Origin of the sequence: Paenarthrobacter sp. PPS72, assembly GCF_048537125.1 — a bacterium.
GTDB classification, from domain to species: domain Bacteria; phylum Actinomycetota; class Actinomycetes; order Actinomycetales; family Micrococcaceae; genus Arthrobacter; species Arthrobacter nitroguajacolicus_E.
The window spans coordinates 55,582-77,437 of the sequence record NZ_JBLYIE010000006.1 but is presented as its reverse complement, the minus strand read 5'-3'; the positions used below and the strand labels follow the sequence as shown (position 1 = coordinate 77,437).

Annotated in this window: 14 protein-coding genes and 1 pseudogene; 9 read left to right on the top strand and 6 right to left on the bottom strand. The window is 64.0% G+C overall.

Translation table 11 applies throughout. The features are described 5' to 3' along the window. Positions 1-98: 98 nt before the first annotated feature. The 3 genes from ACLRGI_RS03840 to ACLRGI_RS03830 all read right to left on the bottom strand — a co-directional run bounded on the left by ACLRGI_RS03840 (position 99) and on the right by ACLRGI_RS03830 (position 4,042). On the bottom strand, positions 99-1,538 hold the full coding sequence (locus tag ACLRGI_RS03840) for a glycoside hydrolase family 32 protein (protein WP_419200386.1): 1,440 nt from the start codon (positions 1,536-1,538) through the stop codon (positions 99-101). A gap of 191 nt (positions 1,539-1,729) precedes the next feature. Continuing rightward, positions 1,730-2,797, bottom strand: coding sequence for a LacI family DNA-binding transcriptional regulator (locus tag ACLRGI_RS03835; protein ID WP_419200385.1), 1,068 nt, complete (start codon positions 2,795-2,797; stop codon positions 1,730-1,732). Positions 2,798-2,809: 12 nt separating this feature from the next. Continuing rightward, a complete protein-coding gene (locus ACLRGI_RS03830; RefSeq protein WP_419200384.1) occupies positions 2,810-4,042 on the bottom strand; it encodes a Gfo/Idh/MocA family protein in 1,233 nt (410 codons plus the stop codon). 154 nt (positions 4,043-4,196) lie between these two features. On the opposite strand from ACLRGI_RS03830, the gene ACLRGI_RS03825 reads away from it, so the two are divergent. The 6 genes and pseudogenes from ACLRGI_RS03825 to ACLRGI_RS03800 all read left to right on the top strand — a co-directional run bounded on the left by ACLRGI_RS03825 (position 4,197) and on the right by ACLRGI_RS03800 (position 13,327). After that, entirely contained in the window at positions 4,197-5,153 is a 957-nt protein-coding gene (locus ACLRGI_RS03825; RefSeq protein WP_419200383.1) for a carbohydrate ABC transporter permease, read from the top strand. Between the two features lie 11 nt (positions 5,154-5,164). Further along, positions 5,165-6,088, top strand: a complete 924-nt coding sequence (locus tag ACLRGI_RS03820) for a carbohydrate ABC transporter permease (protein WP_419200382.1) — start codon at positions 5,165-5,167, stop codon at positions 6,086-6,088. 82 nt (positions 6,089-6,170) lie between these two features. Then, positions 6,171-7,517, top strand: coding sequence for an ABC transporter substrate-binding protein (locus ACLRGI_RS03815; protein ID WP_419200381.1), 1,347 nt, complete (start codon positions 6,171-6,173; stop codon positions 7,515-7,517). A gap of 411 nt (positions 7,518-7,928) precedes the next feature. After that, entirely contained in the window at positions 7,929-9,719 is a 1,791-nt protein-coding gene (locus ACLRGI_RS03810; protein ID WP_419200380.1) for an alpha-amylase family protein, read from the top strand. A gap of 257 nt (positions 9,720-9,976) precedes the next feature. After that, on the top strand, positions 9,977-11,044 hold the full coding sequence (gene mgrA / locus ACLRGI_RS03805) for an L-glyceraldehyde 3-phosphate reductase (RefSeq protein ID WP_419200379.1): 1,068 nt from the start codon (positions 9,977-9,979) through the stop codon (positions 11,042-11,044). A gap of 76 nt (positions 11,045-11,120) precedes the next feature. Beyond that, positions 11,121-13,327, top strand: a pseudogene (locus ACLRGI_RS03800) (alpha-galactosidase). A 772-nt stretch (positions 13,328-14,099) separates the two neighbouring features. On the opposite strand, the gene ACLRGI_RS03795 reads toward ACLRGI_RS03800, so the two are convergent. The 3 genes from ACLRGI_RS03795 to ACLRGI_RS03785 form a co-directional block, all read right to left on the bottom strand. Then, complete coding sequence (locus tag ACLRGI_RS03795; protein WP_419200378.1) at positions 14,100-15,710, bottom strand: tannase/feruloyl esterase family alpha/beta hydrolase; 1,611 nt, start codon at positions 15,708-15,710, stop codon at positions 14,100-14,102. 165 nt (positions 15,711-15,875) lie between these two features. Next, on the bottom strand, positions 15,876-16,955 hold the full coding sequence (locus ACLRGI_RS03790) for a helix-turn-helix domain-containing protein (RefSeq protein ID WP_419200377.1): 1,080 nt from the start codon (positions 16,953-16,955) through the stop codon (positions 15,876-15,878). A gap of 290 nt (positions 16,956-17,245) precedes the next feature. Further along, positions 17,246-17,893 (bottom strand): PadR family transcriptional regulator, encoded by a 648-nt coding sequence (locus ACLRGI_RS03785; RefSeq protein ID WP_419200376.1) that lies wholly within the window; start codon positions 17,891-17,893, stop codon positions 17,246-17,248. 165 nt (positions 17,894-18,058) lie between these two features. On the opposite strand from ACLRGI_RS03785, the gene ACLRGI_RS03780 reads away from it, so the two are divergent. The 3 genes from ACLRGI_RS03780 to ACLRGI_RS03770 are packed head-to-tail and all read left to right on the top strand — an operon-like array spanning position 18,059 to position 21,542. Next, positions 18,059-19,162 carry an aromatic ring-hydroxylating oxygenase subunit alpha gene (locus ACLRGI_RS03780; RefSeq protein WP_419200375.1) on the top strand — a complete coding sequence of 368 codons (1,104 nt, stop codon included), beginning with the start codon at positions 18,059-18,061 and terminating at the stop codon, positions 19,160-19,162. Positions 19,163-19,179: 17 nt separating this feature from the next. Then, positions 19,180-20,181 carry a PDR/VanB family oxidoreductase gene (locus ACLRGI_RS03775; protein ID WP_419200374.1) on the top strand — a complete coding sequence of 334 codons (1,002 nt, stop codon included), beginning with the start codon at positions 19,180-19,182 and terminating at the stop codon, positions 20,179-20,181. A gap of 14 nt (positions 20,182-20,195) precedes the next feature. Then, positions 20,196-21,542: an MFS transporter gene (locus tag ACLRGI_RS03770; protein WP_419200373.1), complete on the top strand. Its 1,347-nt coding sequence runs from the start codon at positions 20,196-20,198 to the stop codon at positions 21,540-21,542. The last annotated feature ends 314 nt before the right edge of the window (positions 21,543-21,856 follow it).

Genomic DNA, 21,856 nt, shown 5'->3' with positions numbered 1-21,856 from the left:
CCGTTAACGGCGTTCCGAAAGCAATGAAAGTAGGGGCGCCAAGACCATCGCCCCGGCGTCGGTCGCTGAGTTGCCGTTCTTTGCTGTTGTTTGAGGTCCTACCGACTCATGACCAATGGCTCTGCAATTCGCACTGGTGGCTCCGCGAGTCGCTTGACTTCCAGACAGGGGGCGGTGGCGGTCCCTCCTATGGCGTATAGCGATAAAAGGTTGCTGTCCGACCCCGGAAATATGAGTCCTGTCATGGTGACTTGGCCGTCGTGGGCGAAGGCTTCCACTGAGCAGTGGTCGATGAAAAGGGTGAGGGTGTATGACCCGTCGGAGGTCGGCTTCAGGGGTGCAGTATAGGCGGAGGCAAAGGCGTCATGGAATTCAATGTTGCCTGAGCTTGTCCGGTCCATGATGAGCCGGTCCTCGGAGGGACGGATGCCGATGCGTGTGCCGTTGGTGCCGTTGCCTCGAATGATGAGTCCGAATTCCTCTGCGGATTCCGGGATGAAGGTCACTTCGATGATCTCTACCGGTCGGGGCTGGCCCTGGTTTGTGACCAGGGAGATTTCGCGTACGAGTGACATGGAACTGCGCCATGGCCAGGTCGGGATGGCGGCGCCGTATTGCCAGTTGTTCATCCAGCCAACCATGAGACGGCGCCCGTCGGGTGCGTTGTTGAAAGACACGGCCGCGTAGTAGTCGCGACCCCAATCGAGCCAGTGGTAGGCGTCGAGGTCGGCCGTTCGGCTGCTGCCGTCGGTGACGGTTGTTTCGGATGTGAAGGCCACGCCGTCGAAGTGGCCGACAAAGTATTGGCCCCCTGACCCGCCATTGGGCCCCCCGGGGTTCAGGTTCACGGTGAGAATCCACTTGGTCTGCTCTTCGTCCCCGTCCAGTGGCAAAGGGAAAAGGTCGGGGCACTCCCAGACGCCGCCGGTGGCGTTGGCGGGTCCGAAGCTGCTGAGGTAGTGCCAGTCCCGAAGGTTATCGGAGCTATAGATGACCACCTTGTGCTCCTCGGCTTCGACGGCCACCATGACCCAGTAGCTGCCCGGGGGCCCGTTGTAGCGGAACACCTTGGGATCGCGGAAGTCTGCGGAGTTCCTGTCCAGGACGGGATTGCCCTGGTACTTCGTCCAGGTGCAGCCGCCGTCGGAGCTCCAGGCCAGGGACTGTGCCTGTGTGCCCCGGCGGGCTGAGCTGTCCTTGTACGCGCTTGTGTAAATTGCCACCAGCGGGGCGGTCTGCCCGTTGCCGAGGCCGCTGGTGTTGTACTGGTCGAAGACGATGCTGCCGGAGTAGATGTCCTCTTCGGCGTCGCAGAGGATGGCCACGGGCTGCTCGTCCCAGCTGATCAGATCCACCGAGGTGGCGTGGCCCCAGGACATGTTGCCCCAGACGTTCCCGAACGGGTTGTTCTGGTAATAGAGGTGATAGATGCCGTCGTGGTAGATGAGTCCGTTCGGGTCGTTCAGCCAAGTGTTCTTGGCCGTGTAGTGGAGGGCGGGCCTGAAGATGTCATCCTCGCGGCCGGAAATGGCGGTCATGACGTTAGGTGCCTTAACAGGTAGTCGGTGGGGTACGCCGGCCGGCAAGGTGGCAGCCGCGGCGGCTGCCGGGTCATTTCCGGGCAGCAAGGAAACGCATCCGCCGGTGGGCGGTTGCGGACGGTCCTGGGGCCTGTCAGGAGTGGATGGTCCCAGCGTTGCCTTTAGGGCAGCCGGAGGGTGTGTTGGTGTCAGTGGCAGCCGCAGGAAGCGCGCAGTACCAGCTCTGTGGGGAAGATTTTCGTCTGCGTTTCCCCTCCAGGCGGGGCCAGGAGGGCCTCCAAGGCGGTTTGGGCCAGCTCCTTGACGGGTTGGGCGACGGTGCTGAGCCTGGGCCAGGTGTATTCGGATTCGGGTGAGCCGTCGAAGGCGAACACCGCGAGGTCTTCCGGTACCCGCAGGCCACCCTCGTGGAGAGCGCAGAGCAGACCCACTGCCTGCTGGTCGGAGCTGACGAAGACGGCAGTGGGCCGCTCGCCGCGCCCGAGCAGTTCCTGTCCGGCACGGTGCCCGCCCTCGCGGGTGAACGGTGCCCTGACGATGGGACCCGCCGTGAGGCCAGCATCCTGAATGCCTTGATGCCATCCGACCTCGCGGGCGTCGAGTTCGCCGCCGGCGTTGCCGCCCATCACCAGCCCGATGTGTTCGTGGCCGTGGCTAATGAGGTGCTCCACCGCCATGCGTGCCCCGTCCTGGAAGGCCACTCCAACGGAATTGGAACTGTGGGCTCCTGCCCCGTGTTTCATGACGGCGGGAGTGCCTGCAGTGGCGAGGTCGGTGCTGTGGTTCAGGAGCACGGCGGGAATGTCTGCCTGTTCAAGATCCATCAGGTCCGGCTCGAACAGCATGCTGCAGAGGAACAGTCCGTCCACCCTTCTGGCGGCGAAGTTCTTGATGAGCCGACGCTCGGTGCGCAGCGAGGCCTGGGAATCCGCCAGCAGAAGGGTGTAGCCCCGCTCGGCCGCGGCGTTTTCAACGGCGCGGGCGAGCGAGGCGAAGAACGGGTTCATGGCGTCGGAGACGATCATGCCGAGCATTTCGCTGGAGCCCAGGGCAAGTGCCCTGGCTGCGGCGTTGGGCCGGTAGCCCAGCGCCCTGATTGCCTGCCGCACCTTGGCCTCGTTCGCCGGTGATACTGGCCGGGGTCCGCCGTTGACCACGTAGCTGACGACGGCGGGACTGACCCCTGCCAGTCGGGCGACGTCATCGCGTGTGACTGCGGCCTTGGCATGTGAGGTGGTGTGCGGCATGGCAACCATGCTAACGGGGATTCACTGGGCGGATTCGCGAAGTGCCGGGCGGGGCAGCTCTACGGGGGCGTCGCCGAAGTCGGGCACCGGCAGGCGTTCGCCGCCGCGCAGTGCGGACTGGTGGGCAACGATGCCGGGAAGCGTGTAGCGGGCCGCTTCCCAAGCGTTGACCGGAGGCAGCGTGCCCGTGTTGATGGCAGTGACGAAGTCATCGACGAGGAAGTGGTGGCTTCCCTCGTGGCCATTGGGCAGGCCGCGGAACTCCGCCGGCAGGCGCCCGGCGTCGTGCACGGACGCCATGCCGGAGATAAAGGCATCGCGCAGTGCGGGGGCGACGTCTGCCAGCATGGGGTCATCCGCGTCCATGGTGGCCTGGGTCTCAAGCTGGTCACTGATGTCGGTCACGGTTTGCTTGTCCTGCCAGACGCTGACCAGTGCGAGCTGTTCCATGCTTGCCTCGGTGCCGAAGTAGCGGAAGCGGCTCTCCCGCAGGTGGCAGGGGTAGCCCACCCTGCGGAACTCGTTGATACGCATGGACCCGCCGCCGGCGAGTTCGAACAGGGCGCTGGCGTTGGAAAAGTCATTGTCGAACATGCTCACCTCGCGGTCGAAGACGCCGTCGCCGCGCTCGTCCCGGACCCCGACGCAGCTGACGCTGACGGCGTGACCGCCGATAGCTCCGAGCACTCCGCCCACGGAGTGGGTGGGGTAAAGCATCGGCGGGTAGCTGGCGGTGGTCTTCCAGTTTTCTCCGCCGCTGAACTGGTAAGCGTTGTAGAAGCCGAGGTCCATGTCGTGGACGTAGTCGCCCTCTGCGTAGAAGATCCGGCCAAAGGCGCCCTCTGCATTCTTCTTGCGGGCCAGCACGGTAGCGGGGTTGTAGTAGCTGGTCTCGCCCATCATGTACGTCAGCCCGGTTTCCCGGACCGTGTCGATGATTTCCGCGATCTCTGCTTCGGAGATGGCCATCGGCACGGCTGAGTAGACGTGCTTGCCGGCCCGCAGCGCCTGCACCACGAGGGGTCCGTGGGTCCAGCGCTGGGTGAAGATCGCAACCGCGTCGACGTCGCTTTCGAGCATTGCCTCGAAGCTGTCAAAAGTCCCTGCAGCCCCAACGCTGCTGGCTTGCGACTGTGCACGCTCACTGATGAGGTCGGTGAAGTAGATATCTGAGATTCCGGGGTGGGCAGCGAAGAGCTTGGCGAAAACGCCTGCGAACTGTCCTGCACCAACGATTCCAATTGAAGAAGTCATGGAAAAAAGCATGGACCACGATTCTACGCGCGTCAAGTAGTTGCGCGTTTTCTTCTAGGATCTGTGAAAGATAAGGAAGTCTCTTGCAACAAGCGACGCAACGCGCGTAGAGTATCCGGCAAGTGTTACCTACCTCACAGGAGAGGGATCGACGATGACCACCACTGCCGCCAGCCGGGCCGCCAGAGACGGCACAGCACTCCATGACCGACCGGGACGGGCCGGGAAACCCTTCTGGCGCCGGAACCACGGGGACCTGCGGACCGCCTTGTTCTTCATTGCCCCGGCCCTGATCGGCTTCATCATGTTCTACGTAGTCCCCGCGGTACGGGGGACCTACCTGAGCTTCACCGAGTACAGCCTCTTGGGCGAACCGGAGTGGGTGGGCGGGGCGAACTACGCCGCGATCGCCAAAGACCCGCTGTTCTGGAATGCACTGGCGGTGACAGGCCAGTACGTGCTGATCAACATGGTCCTTCAGACGGTTCTGGCCCTAGGCCTGGCACTACTGATGCACCGGGTCGCCAAGTCCACCGTCATCAGGGGGGCGCTGCTGCTGCCATACCTGATGGCCAACGTGATCGCCGCACTGCTCTGGTTCTGGCTCCTCGATTACCAGATCGGCATCATCAACCACTTCATCGAAGCCGTCGGGTTACCGCGGGTAGCGTTCTTCGGCAGCGAGGCATGGGCCATCCCCACCCAGGCCCTGATCAACACGTGGCGCCACGTCGGCTACACTGCACTGCTGATCTTCGCCGGGCTCCAGGCCATTCCCCGCCAGGTTTACGAGGTGGCTGACCTCGACGGCGCCTCCCCGTTCCAAACCCTGTGGCGGATCACCCTGCCACTGCTGCGCCCGGTCATCGCGCTGGTCGTCATCGTCACCGCGATCGGATCGATCCAGATCTTTGACACCGTTGCCGTGACCACCCAGGGCGGCCCGGTCAACGCCAGCCGGGTCCTGCAGTTCTACATCTACCAAAAGGCCTTCACCGAGTCGGACTTCGGCTACGGATCCGCCCTCGCCGTCATCCTCTTCGTCATCCTCGCCGTGGTGGCCTTCGTGCAGATGAAGTTCCTCCGCGGCAACGAATCGGACCTGGACTAAGGACACCCACCATGACCGCCACCAACCACCCCAGTCCTGCCCGCCCGCAGCGGAACCGCAAACCCGTGACAGTACGCCGCGCGGCGTCCTGGGCCTTGATCATCCTCGCCGTTGCCTTCTCCGTGCTGCCCTTCTACTGGGTTCTCAGGACCTCCGTGTCCACCAACGGTTCCCTGGCCAGCAACGCAACGAACCTGCTGCCGGCCGACTTCAATCTTGGCGCATTCAAGCGGGTGTTTGGCCTCCAGTCAGCCGAAGAAGCAATGGCAGAGGGCGGCTCCGGAGCGCACATCGACTTCTGGTTGTACCTGCGCAACTCCGTCCTGTTCGCCACCATCACCACCGTTGGTGCGCTGTTCTTCAGTGCGATGGCCGCCTACGCCTTCGCCAGGCTGCGCTGGAAAGGCCGGAACGCGGTCTTCAGCCTGTTCCTGGCCACCATGATGGTCCCGGGCATCTTCACCGCGCTGCCCAACTTCCTGCTCATTAAAAACCTTGGGCTGCTCAATACCCTGATTGGTCTGGTCCTGCCCTACCTGTTCATGAGCCCGTTCGCGATCTTTTTCCTGCGGCAGTTCTTCCTGAACATGTCCCGGGAAGTCGAAGAGGCAGCGATGCTCGACGGCGCCAAACACCTGCGAATCTTTTTCCAGATCGTCCTTCCCAACGCTGCAGCGCCCCTGGCCACTCTCGCGTTGCTGACCTTCATCGGCCAGTGGAACGAATACTTCTGGCCGCTCCTGGTCGCCAACCAGGACGATTTGAGGGTCCTCACCGTCGGACTCGGAGTTTTCAAGGCCCAGGCCCCCCAAGGCGCTCCTGACTGGTCCGGCCTGATGGCCGCGACCCTCGTCTCAGCCCTGCCGATCCTCCTGCTGTTCATCGCCTTCGGCAAAAAGATCGTCAACTCCATTGGCTTCTCCGGCATCAAATAACCCCGCGGGAGCAGCTCCAAACCACAAAAAACCCAGCGCAACCCCGTCCGGTGCGCCCCACCCTGTCCTGAAAGGACCCACCATGAAAAAGAAATCAGCCAGCGCCATCGCTGTTGCGGCTGCCGCCGTCCTGGCCCTGTCCGCCTGCGGAAGCGGGGGAGGCACTTCGTCAGAGGAGGCAAAAGGTGAGCTCAGCTATTGGCTCTGGGATCCGAACCAGCGCCCGGCCTACCAGCAGTGCGCCGATGACTTCCACAAAGCCAACCCGGACATCACCGTCAAAGTCACCCAGCGCGGCTGGGACGACTACTGGGGTACCCTCACCAACAACTTCGTCGCCGGGAATGCCCCGGACATTTTCGTCAACCACCTCACCAAGTACCCGGAACTGGTCAAGACCAAGCAACTGCTGCCGCTTGATGAGGCCCTTGACAAGGGCTCATTTGACCCGTCGATCTACAACGAAGGGCTGGCCGACCTCTGGGTGGGCGAAGACGGCAAGCGTTACGGGGTGCCCAAAGACTGGGACACCGTCGCCATCTTTTATAACAAGAAGATGGCCGCCGACGCAGGCATCAGCGAAGACCAGATCAAAAACCTCAGCTGGAACCCCCAGGACGGCGGCACCTATGAGAAGACCATCGCCCACCTGACCGTGGACAAAAACGGCAAACGCGGCGACGAACCCGGTTTCGACAAGAACAACGTCGCCGTTTACGGTCTGGGCCTCAACGGTGCAGGCGGCGGCCTGGGCCAAACCGAGTGGAGCTACCTCACCGGCACCACCGGCTGGACCCATACTGACAAGAACCCCTGGGGCACCGACTTCAATTACGACGACCCCAAGTTCCAGCAGACCATCGCTTGGTACGCCGGCCTGATCGAAAAAGGCTACATGCCCAAGCTGGAAACGACGGTCGGAGCCAGCACCGCCGACATCTTCGCCGCCGGCAAGGCAGCAATCAACGTCAACGGCTCCTGGACGATCGGCCAGTACACCAGCTACAAAGACATCGACCTTGGCATCGCACCCACCCCCACCGGCGTCAACGGCAAGCGGGCATCCATGCTGAACGGTCTCGGAGACACGGTCTGGGCCGGCACGAAGAAGCCTGCCGCGGCCGCGAAGTTCGTGGCATACCTTGGATCCGCAGCCTGCCAGGACGTTGTCGCGTCCAAGGCAGTCGTCTTCCCCGCCGTAAAAACCTCCTCCGAAAAGGCCGCCGAAGCGTTCCAGGCCAAGGGTGTCGACGTCACGCCTTTCACCCAGCCCGTGCAGGATGGCGCCACGTTCCTCTTCCCCATCGCCGATAAGGCACCAAAAGTCGAAGGCATCATGAAACCTGCAGTGGACGCTGTCGTGGCAGGCAAAAACCCCGCCAGCTCGCTCACCCAGGCCAACGACCAAGTCAACGCCCTCTTCAAGTAACCATCCGAGGCCTATGGAAGGGGCGGACCGGTCCGGTTCCGCCCCTTCCATAGGCGCAACAGCCGATCCACCCCACAGGACCACCATGTACACCGACCCATCAACTAAAGACCTCCTCCACATTCGCATCCAGAAACGCAGCCAACTAGAGGAACAACTGGACAAAGCGGTGGACATCCTCGCGGCCCGGTCCCCAAGCCGCGGCCGCAAAGGAATCCTCGTTGCCCGGCATTCCGCCCGTGATTTCACTGTCCAACTCCACGGGGATGTCCCCTTCGGCACCATCCAGGAAAGACAGGAATGTTAACCCGCAACGGGAACAGGCCTCCCCTGAAAAGCATGACCAGGAAAGGCTCATCCCACAGGACGAAAAGCAGCCGAAAACCACACCTCAACCAACGGAGAAACCCCTTGACCCTGGACCTGCACGCGAGCAGCACACGTCCACTCCTGGCCGCCGGGATGGAGATCTCGATCGACCCCGCGCGTCAGGTCCTCACCCTGGCCACCCCCGACGGCGCATCCCTGGCGCGCCTTCGCCTGATTGCCAGCATCAACACCACCGCCGGCACTGACGAAATCCGTGTCACAGACGTCGACATCAACACCCACGACGGGAACCTCACCCGGGTGGGAATCACGGCCGCCAGCTCACTATGGGACCGTCACCATACGCAGCTAAGCGCCCAAGACGACGCTCTCGAACTGACCACCACCGTCCAGGGCACCGGCCGCATCACGTCCATCCGCCAGCTCGGCGCCCACGTGGCGGGCTCTGGTCTGCTTCCCAGCGACCTGCTGCACAGCACCGTCTTCTCCCCCAACCCGGACCGGCCATGGCAAGTCCACCGCCCGGCGGCGGAATCCGCAGCCCTGGGCGTCGTCGGAGACGGCGGCCAGCCCGGCGTCGGACGATGGCTCTTCACCCCACCCCCACTATGCCTGGCCCTCTCCCCCAACGACCCCGATGCGAGTCAGGCATCCGGCGGGCCCTGCCTGATGATCGGTGTCGCATCCAAACGGCGACCCTTCACCCAGCTCACCTACGACGCCCTCACCCCGGGCTTCTCCCTGCGCTACGACTACGACGGACACACCTCAGCCGAGGGCCACTTCAGCACACCCACACTCCTGCTGTTCCTGGCCGATAACCCTTATGACGGGCTCAAACGCTACCGCGAGCTACTCGACGCACGAGGTCTGCTGCCCGCCCGCACCCAAGCCCCGCCCTCACCAGCGTGGATCGAACCGATGTTCTGCGGCTGGGGGGCCCAAAACGCCGAGGCCATGGCCGCCATCGGCGGCCATCGCTCAGCGGTCGACCGCGCACGGCAGACGGACTACGACGGGTATCTCAACACGCTTGCCATGCACGGCATCGTGCCCGGAACCATCGTCATCGACGACAAATGGCAGCAGGACTACGCCACCTGCCGGCCTGACACCGAGAAGTGGCCGGACATGGCCGGCTGGATCCGGGAACGGCATGATGCAGGCCAGCGGGTCCTGCTCTGGTACAAGGCCTGGGACACCGAGGGCGCACCACCGGAAGCCTGCGTCCGTGACCACACCGGTCAGCCCGTCGCCCTCGACCCCGAATCACCGGCTGGGCGGCACCTGATCCAGCAAGCAGCACGGTCCATGATCGGCGAGCTCGGTGCCGACGGGATCAAAGTAGACTTCACCGCCTCCACCCCCGCCGGATCCGCACTCACCCACGCCGGGCCGTCATGGGGAATCGACCTGCTCCACGAACTGCTTGCAGTCTTGTACCAGGCCGTCAAAGACATCAACCCCGACGCCCTCGTGGTCACCCACACACCAGACCCCGGCTTCCGCGACGTGACCGACATGCTCCGGCTCAACGACGTCCTCATGCTCGACCAGCGAGGCGGCCACGCCGAACCAACAGACTCCACCCCCGGCACCGGCGTCGTCGACACCATGAGCTACCGGGCCCGCGTTGCCACCGCTGCATGCCCGGAACTGCTGATCGACACCGACGGGTGGGCCCTGCCCAGCCAAGCCGCCTACCGGAGCTGGACCTCGGCACAAGCCGGGCTCGGGGTTCCCAGTCTCTACTACACCGACCGCCTCGACGTACCCGACCCCAGCGAACAACCAATCCCACCCGCGTCCCTGCACACAACAGCACAGCACTGGGCGGCCTACCGGGCCACGCTCACCGTCGAGGCTGAATAACGGACTGCAAACGGGTGTGCAGCGTCGGATAACAAGAGGCTGCACACCCGCCGCGAACAGCAGCCTGGGCTTCGCTCAAAGCATCTCAGTACAACTGTCTGCACCAAGCAGCCAGTTCCACCCTGGCTCTATTGTGGCCCTCACGTACCTGCTGACCTCCCGGGTTGACCCTTTTCCCACCCCGGTTCATTCCTGCCGTCAGACTTCCCTCCCCGTGCGCCGGACCGCTTCTTCCAGCGGCAGGCAGAAAGGCACCGATGACTTATTCGGCTGCAACCAACCGCTATGAATCCATGCATTACCGCCGCGTCGGCCGCAGCGGGCTGAAACTTCCCGCCATCTCCCTGGGCCTGTGGCACAATTTCGGCGATGACAAGCGCTTCGACGAACAGCGCGCCATTCTCCGCCGCGCCTTCGACCTAGGCGTCAACCACTTCGACCTCGCCAACAACTACGGCCCGCCGGACGGATCGGCGGAGAAGAACTTCGGCCGGCACCTGCAGGACGACTTCAAGCCCTACCGCGACGAACTGGTCATCTCCACCAAAGCCGGCCATTACATGTGGCCCGGCCCCAACGGGGAATGGGGCTCCCGCAAGTACCTGATCTCCAGTCTTGACCAGTCCCTGCAGCGCATGGGCCTGGACTACGTGGACATTTTCTACAGCCACCGCCCGGATCCGGAAACGCCCATGGAGGAAACCATGGGCGCCCTGGACTACGCCGTGCGCTCCGGCAAGGCGCTCTACGCCGGCATCTCTTCCTACACCCCGGAGCAGACCCTGGAAGCAGCCCGGATCCTGAAGGACCTCGGGACGCCGCTGCTGATCCACCAGCCCAGCTACTCCATGCTCAACCGGTGGACAGAGAACGGCTCGCCAAACCTGTATGAGGCACTGGACCAGGTGGGCGCCGGTTCCATTGCGTTCTCCCCGCTGGCACAGGGCCTGCTGACGGACCGCTACCTGGTCGGCATCCCGGCCGATTCGCGGGCGGCCAAACAACGGTTCCTGTCCAAATCTGCCCTGACCGAGGACAAACTTGACCGTGTCCGCGGGCTCAACAGGATCGCCGCCGGCCGCGGCCAGAGCCTGGCGCAGATGGCGATCGCCTGGATCCTGCGCGATCAGCCCGAAGGATCACCCGTCACCTCGGCCCTCGTGGGTGCATCCAGCGTCAAACAACTGGAAGACACGCTATCCGCCATCAACAACCTCGCATTTACCGGCGAGGAACTCACGGCCATCGACGAATTCGCAGCCGAACCAGACATCACCCAAGCTAATAAACCAGTCAACGTCCTCTCAATAGCGACCCATTCATAGTTCACGCCACGGGCGTCGTTTCCGCCCCAGACGCCCAGCCTTACCCAATCACTCCCACTCCGAAGGACCGCATTTTATGGAACCCCTCCACCTCCGTTCCGCCGGCGCCAGCCTGGTCATCAGCTTCGACAGCGGCGAAGCCGAGGTCATCCACTGGGGCACGGAGCTTGGCAGCACCCTTCCGGACCTCGCTATCCTCACGCCGGCCATCCCGCCGTCGTCCGCCGATGCGACCGTGCCCGCAGGACTCCTGCCCCAAGCATCCTCCAGCTGGCGAGGCCGTCCCGCCCTCCGTGGCCACCGCTTCGCCGATGGCGTATCCGGTCTGGACTTCTCGGCCAGCCTCCGTGTTGTAACGGCCGGACAGGAGGGCAACTCCGCGCACATCGTCCAGTCCGATTCCGACGCCGGCATAACGGTTTCGTCCACACTGACACTGCACGATGGCGGGCTGCTGGAGCTGCGCCATACCCTCACAAATGACGGCGCCACACCCTACCAGCTCGACGAGCTGGCAACTGTCCTGCCGCTGGCGCCGGACGCCGTCGAACTCCTTGACCTGACCGGCCGCTGGTGCCGCGAACGCCACCCGCAGCGCCGCCCCATCCAGCAGGGCACCTGGGTCCGCACCGGCCGGCACGGCCGCACCGGACACGACTCCTCCCTGCTCTTCGCCGCCGGCACCGCAGGCTTCGGCAACCGCCACGGAAAGGTCTGGGCCACCCACCTGGCCTGGAGCGGCAACCACGAACAGTTCGCCGACAGCATCGGCGATGGCCGCACCATGATCGGCGGCTCCGAACTCCTCGGCCCGGCCGAGATCATCCTTGCACCCGGCGCAAGCTACACCGCGCCGGCACTGTTCGCGGCGTACTCGGACCGCGGTCTGGACGGCATCAGCGAAGCGTTCTACAGCTGGTTCCGGTCCCGCCCGCACCACGTGCTCCCCGCCGCGTCCACCGGCCTGCCCGCCGGCAAGCCCCGCCCCGTGGTGCTCAACACCTGGGAAGCGGTCTACTTCGACCACGACCTTGCCACCCTGATCGAGCTGGCCGACTCCGCCGCGGAGCTCGGCGTCGAGCGATTCGTGCTCGACGACGGGTGGTTCCGCGGGCGCCGCGGCGACCATGCCGGTCTTGGCGACTGGTACGTCGACGAAATCCTCTGGCCCGATGGCCTCACACCCCTAATCGACGCAGTGACGTCGCGCGTGATGGAATTCGGGCTCTGGGTGGAACCGGAAATGGTCAACCTGGACTCTGACATTGTCCGCGCGCACCCCGATTGGATCGTCGGTCCCGCCGCAGCATCGCACAAGGACGGCGGGCGCCTGCCCATCGAATGGCGAAACCAGCACGTGATCGACCTCGTTAACCCTGAGGCGTGGCAGTACATTTTCGACCGCCTCGAGGCCCTGCTGCGGGAGAACACCATCAGCTACCTGAAGTGGGACCAGAACAGAGACCACCTGGAGCACGGCCATGCCGGCCACTCCTCGGTCCATGAACAGACCTTGGCCGCCTATCGGCTCTTTGACGAGCTCAAGAAGGCCCATCCCGGCGTCGAAATTGAGAGCTGCTCCTCCGGCGGGGCCCGTGTGGACCTGGGCATCCTGGAACGCAGCGACCGTATCTGGGCCTCGGACTGCAACGATGCCCTGGAACGGCAGGCCATCCAGCGTTGGACCGGGCTGGTGGTCCCGCCCGAACTCGTAGGCGCACACGTCGGCCCCACCACCTCGCACACCACGCCCGCACCCACGACCTGTCGTTCCGCGCCATCACGGCGCTGTTTGGCCACTTCGGCATGGAATGGGACGTCCGCGGGGTCCAAGGCCCCGAGCGTGAGGAACTCAAACGCTTCATCGCCCTCTACAAGGAACACCGCGGCCTCATTCACTCGGGCCGCATGGTCCGCTCAGACGTGCCCGGCGAATCCCTGATGCTGCATGGCGTCGTGGCCCCCAGCGATGCCTCCGGGGCCACCGTTCCTCCGGGCTCCACGGCGGCACTGTTCGCCCTGGTCCGCACACGCACCGGCCCCGCGGAACAACCGGGACGGGTCTTCATCCCCGGTCTGGAGCCGGATCGGGAGTACCGTGTGGAGCCTGTCTTCCCGGCCCCGGGTGACGCCGACTATTCGCACACGTTCGCGCAGGTCAAACCCCCGGCCTGGCTTGCGGACAGCGCCATTGCGGGCGGTCATTTCCTGGCCGAGGTCGGACTGCCCATGCCCGTCCTCAACCCCGAGCACGCACTGCTGCTTAGAATCACCGCCCTGTAGCAATCGGAAGGCCTGCCCCGGCGTTCCCCGCTGTCCGGAACCGGCGGAACGGCGGTAGTTGCCCCCAGACTGCCCTGCAAATCACGTATAGCTACCCCCGTCGTCCGAGGCGATGGTGGCAAAGCGTGGCGGCGTCATGACCGGTGCTCTTTCAGCCTTCATTTAGCCAGGACCTCCCGTACGGAACGATCATGGAGCGGGATATGTCCCATCTTTTGCCTCCGGCTCCAGTGCCTGACAGAAGATGCGGAGCCTTTTACATGCTCAGCGTTTCATCTAGCGACTCCGCCCGAGGCCGAGAGCCCTGAGGCGCTCCGCTATGCAGCATTCGGCCGTCCCGCACTGCCCAAAGAAGACTAGTCAGGCCTGAGAGCAATTGAGCAGTTGCACGCTCAAGGCGATCGTGCGGCCCACCGATGAGCCCTCACCGAGTTGCAACGGTCATCCCGCTCGACATCGCCAGCGGGTGACCCGGCCGGAGCCGGATATTGCCTACCAGGCGGCGCCCCGGGGGGGGGGGGGGGAGGGGGGGGCCCGCAACCCCCCCCCCTCCCCCCCCCCTCCTCCCCCCCCCCCCCCCTCCTTCCTCCCCCCCCCCCTCCCTTCTCCCCCCCCCCCTCCCTTCCTTCCCCCCCCCCCCCCCCCCCCCCCCCCCCCTCTTCCCCCCCCCCCCCCCCCCCCCCCCCCCCGCCNNCCCGGCGGCCCCCCGGCGGGCCCCCGGACCGGGGCGCCCCGCCGGAGCGCATACGACTAACCCATGGCGCACTTCAGATCAGGAGAAACGATAGCTTTCCGATGCCGCCGGGTCGCCTCCGATGTACTTCCCGTTCAAGGGATACGGGGCGATTGGACGCACCATTGTCGTCTCTTCAGTGCGAGGGTCCGTACGGATCGCGGTGAGGATATCAGGTGCTTCCCCACTCTCGACCCAGGCAACGAGCGCTTCCATACCAGCGGCGAGGCTCAGGCCAGGGCCATTGCCGTACAGGGTTGCGTGCACGTCGCCGGGAGTGAGGTAGAAGCGGAAGTGCTCATCGGCGACGTCGCCTCCGAGCGTGTCCCGGATGGCTGTGTAGAGCCTGGCCGTTCCTTGAGCAGGAATACCCTCGTCGGCAGTCCCGTGAGAAAGCAGCAGCTTTCCACCGCTTCCCACAAAATCGCTGTAGTCCGGATTGCTGGCATCGTAAGCCTCAAAATCCCGGACACTTCGCTCGAAGATCTCTTCGTACTGTTCGAAGGTCAGAGTGGTCCAGTCCCAGTCGGCGTCGCGAAGGACCCAGCTCCCAATCCAATCCGTTGCCAGGGAGAAGGGGACGGGGGTGAGAACCCCTTCAACCATTGCCGTAACTGCCAAACCAATCCCCAGGGGCCCTCCCCCGGCGAACTCGGAGTCGATGGGAGGGCCGTACCAGAGCCACTCGCTTTGCGATGTTCGTGGGCCTTGCCAGATGAGGTTCATGACCTCCGCGTCGCGCTCTGTGATCGGGCCTGCTGCAGTCGACGCACCGACCAGCAAGCGGGCATCCCACGATGGAAAATCGCTCCTTGCGATGATTCCGTCTACAAGACCGTCTTGAGCGTCGTGCGCACTGATCGCCGCGCGCCGGAATGCCTCCATCTTGGCCAGCGGGACTGGATTCGAAAGTTCCTTCATCACCAGCGGAGGCCACATCTGCGCCACGTGCAGTTTGGTCCAGTTGATCGCTGGGCAATCGGCCCAATACCCATCGAAGTCTTCAGGGTGTTCCCGCGCCTGCATAAGTGTCTGTCGTCCGCCGCCTGACGCGCCCATCATGTAGGAATAGTCCGGCTGCTTCCCGTAGATCCGCTCGATAAGGCGTTTGCTGACGACCGCCATCTCATGGTTGCTTCGAACGTGCCAATTGTCGGCGCGATCGAAATCGATCTCGCCGGTCTCAAGGTCCAAGCCCCAGGCTCCGAAACGTTCATCCCGATTCGCTCCATCAGTGGTGGCAACGGCATACCCGTTGCGGACACCGTCACGGAGAGTCGGGCTTCTCATTCCTTCTGGTGTCAACCACTGCGCCAGCGTGCGGCTGCCTCCGCCTCCTATGCCGAGAAAACGCTCGTTCCAGTCAAGAGGGGCCCAGAGATAGACATGGGCGTCGCGCCCCTGCGGGCTGGTGATTGACACGCGAATATCAACGAAATCGGGGAGATCCATCATGGGGCCAAGCGGAGATTCGAAAGAGCCGCTGGTGTTCACACTCACTGATGTGACCGTCGCATTGCCCACGTCAGCTATCGCCGCATTGAGAGTCTCGGGGTTTAGATCCCCCGGGTTCTCAAGGGGCCGGCGGTTATGGGCCGGATCGATCCAGCGTCGGAGGTCTTGACGCACGTTTCCGGTAGATGAAGGCATGAACTCTCCTTTGAGTCATAACGCAGCCGCTTTGAGCTAAAACGCAGTTGCGAAGCGCGACCTGCGTCGGATCAGAGGACGTGAAGGTCGCGTTGAACGATGGAAACTTCATCTCATCAAACGACGCAATCGAATGACAGCCCCCGGAGCACGCCAAGTGGCGGTTTACGGTCGCCACTTGGCGGACGGCACGGGCGCGAATGCCGAGCGCGGCGGGCCTACTTCGAGGCCGTGCAGAAGAAATCTGCGCGCAGCAAGCGCGAGCTGGAGCCGGAGTTTGCCGTCGGCCGTGGTGACTTCCCACCCAAGTCGGTCCTCCAAAATGGCGAGACGCGCCTGGACCGTCGAGTGGTGCGTGAACAGCATCGAGGCCACCAGGCGAAGGCTTGTCTGTCGAGCAATACCATCAAGGGTTCGTGCAGCCCACGGGACCTCTATACAGAGCCGGGTGATTCCAGCGACATCTGGGCTGTCGATCAGACCGTTGGCCTCCGTGAGGCGGGCAAGGAGAGCAACATCTTCGTATCGCACCACAGTAGCTCCGGGATCGAAATCACTCCCCTCAGACGCTAGCGAAAGTGCCGTCAACGCGGTCTTCCACGACTCAGAGAAGCGAATGGCCTGAACAGGAATCCCGATTCCAGTGCGTACGACACCGAACCGGTCGCTACGGCCCAAGGAATCGGACCGGTTCGCGGCCACAGCGTCACCGACAGTAATCTGCAGGCCCACGGTAGGCCCCGGCTGAGCGATTGCGACACACTCCGCCGCGGGGTCAATACCTAGTCGCTGCAACAGTCGCTCAGTAAGCGCGAGATCAGCGGTGGCGACTATGGCTGCGAGAGGATCATCGAACTCCGTTGAATGCCCGGCTGCGGCTCGCTCCCGAAGCTTACGAAGAAGTTCTGCTGACGAGTGGAGGATCACGGCTTCGATAAGAGTGACCGGACCGACACGCTCCAACCAGACGCTGTCGGCGTCATCCCCGCTTGTCCGCTCAGCCGGCCACCGCTCATGGGGCGGTGTCGCATCGTGCGAGAGTCTTCCATCGACTTCAGCCCGAAGATACACTCCTCCACCGAGTGCGATACGCGCCGGGTAACCGGAGTACTGAGACATCGCGGTCAGAACGTCTGATTCGTCCCATACAGCCCGTTCAGCGATGTGCTGGAAAGCAGCAATGATCGGCAGGGCGCTCTCTCCCGAGGTATCAAAACGCGCCAGTTCCCGAAGAACTCTTTCCATCCACTAATGATAAGGGGGAAGCCTCGAAGACAAACCTATCTGACCCGGCTGAGCTTGGCAGCCTGCTTTATCCGGAATACGCAAACCCGATTGGCCTCGATATCGGCTCAGCAACCGACCGACGAAAAACGGTTAATCGCAACTCATTTCGTCCGCGGTCCCTAGCCGAGGCACGAGCAAGGTCTGCGCCACCGCCCGGAAACCCCGCTCCTGGGACGATCCGCCTATGTGGGCTCGGGCGCAGCTGCGCGCTGTTTGCCCCGTTATGGGGACTGAGGAGGCGGGCAGGATCAGGAGCGGGTGCGGGGAGGGCTCCGCACGGTAGACCTCTCCCTAACCGGACCGGTTTTTCCGGGTTTCTCCATCTCCTCAAGTATTTCCAAGCCGCGCTTGGCCCAGGCGATTTCCTGCTCGGCACGCGCGAGTTGGCCTTCATAAGCGAAGATCTTGAAGCGGACGATCTGCTCTTGTTCCTCTTCGGCATACCGGGTGAGGCGACGGGCAAGAGTGGGATGCGTACGCTGCTCGAGAGCCTGGATCATGTGAAGCGTTTGGAGGCGTTGTTCCTCGTAATGAGCGATGTGGGCTCGCAGCTGTGCTGCCGCCACTCCCGTCGGTGCCCACTCAAAATAGGCGGCCTTGAGACGGGCGGGGTCCCGGTCGCGGACGTAGGTCAATGGCTGATTCTGCCACTCCAACAGAGCCGCCTCGCCCGCGGGCGTCAGGGCATACTCCGTCTTGGTGGCTCCGCGCGTGCCCCACGGCACAGGCCTGCTGGAGAGTAAGCCCTCGGCGTGCATCTTCCGCAGCTCCGGGTAGATCTGCGAGTCGGGAGCATGCCAGACGTGGCCAACCGAGGAGCTGAACTGCTTGACCAAGTCGTAGCCCGTCAGCGGACCTGAGGACAGCAGCGCCAGCAGAGCCGAGCGAAGGGTCACGAGCAGTCCTTCCAGATCGGCAATGCGTTCCCTCCCAGTTTAGCTTCAAAAACAGCTTTGCAAATCACTATCGACATAGATAGTATGTGGTCCACGCCACTAAATAACTATCTACATAGCTAGTGGCTTCCCTGTCCGGCCCGCTCAACGACGAAGGACCGCTTCATGACCGTCTCCGCTACGAAGACCACGACCACCGCCAAGCTCCTGCCCTCACCGCTCAACGCGTGGTTCGTGGCTGGGTGGGACCACGAGATCACCGCCAAGGGGATCCTGGCCCGCACTGTTGCGGGCAGGCCTCTGGCCCTCTACCGCACCGAGGATGGCCGCGCTGTCGCGCTGGCCGACGCCTGCTGGCACCGTCTTGCCCCGCTGTCCCAGGGTAAACTCGTGGGCCGCGACGAGATCCAGTGCCCGTACCACGGCCTGCGCTACAACGCCGCCGGCCGGTGCACCTCAATGCCCGCGCAAGAGACCCTCAACCCCTCGGCCACCGTGCCCTCCTTCCCCGTGGTGGAACGCTACCGCTACATCTGGGTGTGGCTCGGTGACCCTACGAAGGCCGACCCGGGCCTGTTGCCGGACATGCACCAGTTGGAGAGCTCCGAGTGGGCGGGGGACGGCGAGACCATCCACGCCCCGTGCAACTACCAGCTGGTCCTGGATAACCTTATGGACCTCACCCACGAGGAGTTCGTGCACAGCTCCTCGATCGGGCAAGAGGAACTGTCCGAGTCCGAGTTCGAGGTGACCCACGACGAGGCATCCGTCACTGTCACCCGCTGGATGCGCAACATTGATGCGCCGCCGTTTTGGCTAAAGAACATGCGCGACAAGTTCCCGGACTTCGAGGGAAAGGTGGACCGCTGGCAGATCATCCATTACTACTTCCCGTCCACCATCTGCATCGACGTCGGAGTCGCCGCGGCCGGGACCGGAGCTCCCGAGGGCGATCGCTCCCGCGGGGTGAACGGCTACGTGATGAACACCATCACGCCGGAGACTGAACGTTCCTGCCACTACTTCTGGGCGTTCATGCGCAACTACCGGTTGGAGAGCCAGCTCATCACCACGCAGCTGCGCAACGGCGTGCACGGGGTCTTCGGAGAGGACGAGGCCATGCTTCTTGCGCAGCAGGCGGCCATCGACGCCAACCCGGACTACGAGTTCTACAACCTCAACATCGACATGGGCGGAATGTGGGTACGCCGGCTCCTGGAGCGCGCCCTCGAGGCCGAGGGCCGCCTCGCCGCCCTGCCGACCGCCTGAGCAGGGAGAGATCCATCGTGGCCGATTCCCACAAAATCATCTGGCAGCAGGCCGTCGTCGACTCGGTAGCCGACGTAGCCGAGAACATCCGCCGCATCATTCTGCGCCCGGACCGCCCGTGCAATGTGCGCCCGGGCGAGCACGTGGACGTCCGCACGACCATTGAAGGCGAGCAGCACGTCCGCTCATACTCCCTGGTCAACGCCGCCGACGATGGCACGCACCTCGCCCTCAGCGTCTTCCGCACCCCCACCTCCCGGGGAGGCTCCGTGTTCATGCACTCACTCCAACCCGGGCAGCGCCTGGAGATCACCCAGCCGCTGCAGAACTTCCCGCTGCGGATCGGAGCCCCCTCCTACGTCCTGCTTGCCGGCGGCATCGGCATAACCGCAATCGCCGGGATGGCCGCCATGCTGCGGCGCCTCGGCGCCGACTACCGCTTGGTCTATGTGGCCCGCTCCCGGGACGCGATGGCCTACCTCGACGATCTCGCCGCCCTTCACGGGGACCACCTGGAGGCACACGTCGACGCGGAGGGCACCTCCCTCGACGTCCACGCCCTCGTAGGCTCAGCCCCCGATGACGCCGAGCTCTACATGTGCGGACCCATCCGGCTCATGGATGCCGTACGCCGCGCATGGACCGAGCGTGAGCTCGATCCCACGAACCTGCGCTACGAAACCTTCGGCAACAGCGGCTGGTACGAGGCAGAACCGTTCACCGTCCGCATCCCTCGACTGGGGGTTGAGACAATTGTCGGCTCCGACGAGTCCGTGCTCGAGGCCCTCCAGCGCGAGGGCGTGGACATGATGTCAGATTGCCGCAAGGGCGAGTGCGGCCTGTGCCAGGTCAAGATCCTTGAACTCGCCGGGCATGTCGACCACCGCGACGTCTTTTACTCGGATCGGCAGAAGGAACCCAACACCAAGATGTGCTGCTGCGTCTCGCGCGTGGTCGCTGCAGAGCCGGGCACAGTCCCGGCACCTCGTCCCGCCGTCCTCACCATCGACGTTCCCTGAGAGGCATCACTCCAATGGATATCCGACACCAGATCGACGCGTCCAAGATGTCGTCGTACCAGTGGCTCATCATCGCGGTGACCACCTTCCTCAACGCCCTTGACGGCTACGATGTCCTGGCTATGGCCTTCACTGCGACGTCCGTGTCCAAGGAGTTCGAACTCTCCGGCGCCCAGCTAGGCTGGCTGCTCAGCGCGGGCCTGATCGGCATGGCCGTGGGCTCGCTCGTCCTCGGACCCTTCGCGGACCGCTACGGCCGACGCAAGATCCTCATCGTGGCACTGGCGATCAACGCCGTCGGCCTGTTCCTGTCCACAACAGCGAACTCGGCCTTCGAGCTTGGGCTGTGGCGGGTCGTCACCGGGCTGGGCGTAGGGGGGATTCTTGCCTCCGCTACCGTGATCACGAGCGAGTACGCCAGCGCCGGCCGCCGCGGTATGGCCGTCAGCATCTTCACCGCGGGCTACGGTGTGGGCGCCACACTCGGCGGCATGGGCGCGACCCAGCTCATCCCCGCCTTCGGGTGGCGCTCCGTATTCCTCACCGGCGGCCTGTTGACCCTCGTGGCGATCGCCCTCGTCGTCGCCCTCATGCCCGAGTCCGTCGACTACCTCCGCACCCGACGGCCAGAGAAGGCAGCCGAGAAGCTCCAGCGCATAGCCCAGCGCCTGCGCCTCGAAGGCGATGTCGACCTCGGTCCCGCCCACCTCAGCACCGGCAAGCAGCAGGGCAGCGTGGCCACGCTCCTGAGCCCCCGGTACCGCACAGCCAGCATCCTGCTGTGGATCTCTTTCTTCGTCATCATGTTCGGCTTCTACTTCGCCAACTCCTGGACTCCCCGCCTGCTCGTGGAATCAGGGATGACCGAGCAGCAGGGCATCATCGGCGGGCTCATGCTCACCATGGGCGGCACCTTTGGCTCGCTGCTCTACGGCGGGCTCACCACCCGGTGGGACGAGCGGCGGACCTTGATGGCCTTCACTGTGCTCTCCGCCGTGACCCTCGTCCTGTTCATTACCACCACTTCGTTGCCGCTGCTGGCGTTCTCCTCCGGCGTAGTCGTCGGGATGCTCGTCAACGGTTGCATCGCCGGTCTTTACACCGTGGCTCCCATGATCTATGAGCCCGGTGTCCGCACCACGGGTGTGGGTTGGGGCATCGGCGTCGGCCGGGCCGGTGCGATCCTCGCTCCCATCGTGGTCGGCGCCCTGCTCGACAACGGGTGGAACCCCACGCAACTCTACTTCGGCGTAGCTGCGGTGGTTCTGCTCGCGGCCGTGGCCTTGCTCCGGCTGCCCCCCTACGAAGAGGCTGAGTCCGCTGCAAACCAGGACACTGCGTCTACAGCGACCACTGCATGAAGTCACCGCCGGGTCTCTTTCCTAGGCGGAACGGGCAAGGAAGACACCAGAGGTGGCGAGCCGCAAGCTGCCTGACTAAGGCCAAGGTCGGAACGCCATCCGCGTCTCAACAGTTTTTCGATCTAACTGATCTTCAAGCCATGCCCGTCAGACCATCATCCGGCCTTGTTGCAACGACGGCACTGTCTCGTAACTCCGACAAAAGCCATGCATACGCAATCATCACCGAGACATAGCGGTAAGACAGAAGATGAGCCGAGGAGCGCTTTAGGACGCCCCCTCAACCCTCGGCTTACGCGACCTGCACCAGACGG